The sequence below is a fragment of the Deinococcus sp. genome, assembly GCF_030523985.1.
Lineage (GTDB): Bacteria > Deinococcota > Deinococci > Deinococcales > Deinococcaceae > Deinococcus.
The window spans coordinates 44,152-45,740 of record NZ_JAUNHK010000003.1 but is presented as its reverse complement, the minus strand read 5'-3'; the positions used below and the strand labels follow the sequence as shown (position 1 = coordinate 45,740).

At 69.9% G+C, this 1,589-nt stretch carries 2 protein-coding genes; both read left to right on the top strand.

All coding sequences use genetic code 11. The annotated features are described in order from the left end of the window. Nucleotides 1-954, top strand: a 954-nt coding sequence (locus Q4C89_RS01190; protein ID WP_303100782.1) for an NAD(P)/FAD-dependent oxidoreductase, incomplete at its 5' end; no start/stop codon positions are given. After that, complete coding sequence (locus tag Q4C89_RS01185) at nucleotides 954-1,580, top strand: VOC family protein (protein ID WP_303100781.1); 627 nt, start codon at nucleotides 954-956, stop codon at nucleotides 1,578-1,580. The genes Q4C89_RS01190 and Q4C89_RS01185, both read left to right, overlap by 1 nt. Nucleotides 1,581-1,589 lie beyond the last annotated feature (9 nt).

The window sequence follows — 1,589 nt, the reverse complement described above, 5'->3', positions numbered from 1 at the left end:
TCCACCCTGAGCGCGTCGGCCCTCAGCCTGGGCGACAAGTTGCGGGTGGCGCGGCTGGCGGCGCAGCTTCGCGGCCCGGCTCCCCACCAACTCCTGAGCGGCCCGGACGAAAGCACCGAGAGTTACCTGCGCTCACAGGGCTTTTCCGAAGCGGCGCTGGACCACTTTTTCCGACCCTTTTTCGGCGGCATTTTCCTGCGGCGTGACCTGAGTACTTCGGCGCGGCTCTTTCGCTACTACTTCCGCATGTTGATGGACGGTGGCGCGGCCCTGCCCCGGCGCGGCATGGGACAAATCACGGCGCAACTGGCGCAGGGGCTGGACGTCAGCACGGGTATCGAGGTGCGGCAGCTTCACGCCCACGCGGGCCATGTGACCGCCGCCACGAGTGCCGGAGACTTGGACGCCCGGCAGGTCATCGTCGCCACCGACCCGCGCACCGCCAGTCGCCTGACCGGGGAGGCGCTGGAACGGGGCCGCCTCGCCAGCACCTACCTGTACTACGCCTCGGCGCAGTGTCCTGACCGCCAGCGCCGCCTGCTGCTGAACGGCGAGGAGGGACTGGTCAACAACGCCCAGTGGACGAGTCAGGCCGTCCCAGGCCGCGCTCCTGCCGGAGAGCATCTGCTGACGGTGACGGTGCTGGGCGACCCGGCATTGGACGACCTGTCGCTCGACGCCCGTGTGCGCGGCGAACTCTCGCGCTGGTACGGGACAGAGGTGTCGGGGGCGCTGCGCCTGCTCGGCATCGAGCGCATTTCCTACGCCCAGTTCGAGCAGCCTGCCGGGTATGCGGCGACGCTGCCGGGCCACGCCACCCGCTTGCCGGGCGTGCTGCTCGCCTCCGAGGTGACTTCCATGAGCGGCATTCAGGGCGCGATGGAAAGTGGGGAAAAGGCCGCTGCCATCATCCTCGACGATCTTACGGCCCTCAGCCGGGCGCGGGGGGCCTGATGACGGGGGGCAGTGTAGGCGGCGCACGTCTCGACCATCTGGTCGTCGCGGCCCGCACACTCGACGAGGGCCGCGACTGGCTGGAAGGGCGACTGGGCGTCACCATGCAGTCGGGCGGCGAGCATCCGCAATTCGGCACCCACAACGCATTGCTGTCGCTGGGGGAGGGGGCGTACCTGGAGGTCATCGCCGTGAATCCGGCGGCCCTTGCCCCGCCGCGCCCGCGCTGGTTCGGGCTGGATACTCCCGAAATGCAGCAGCGGCTGGACGCTGGCCCGGCCCTTATTCACTGGGTCGCTGCCGTGCCCGACTTGCCCCCCGCGCCGGACGTGCTGGAGCTTTCACGCGGCGACTTTCGCTGGCGGCTGACCGTGCCTGCCGACGGCTCGCTGCCTGCCGGGGGGGTGCAGCCCTCGCAAATCGTCTGGGAAACGCCCCCTCCGGTGACGCGGCTGCCGGACAGCGGGGTTCGCCTCCTTCACCTGCGCCTGGGCACCCCGCACCCGGACGACCTGCGCGACCTGCTGACGCGCCTGAACTTTGCCGGAGAAGTCGAGGTCTACGAGGCTCCCCAGCCCGAACTCTCGGCCCAACTCGAAACGGAGCGGGGGCCAGTGCTGCTGTAGCGACTGGCC

Excerpts from the sequence above, each read along its gene's own strand:
- Q4C89_RS01185 (WP_303100781.1), top strand. The coding sequence starts at position 954 with ATGACGGGGGGCAGTGTAGGCGGCGCACGTCTCGACCATCTGGTCGTC.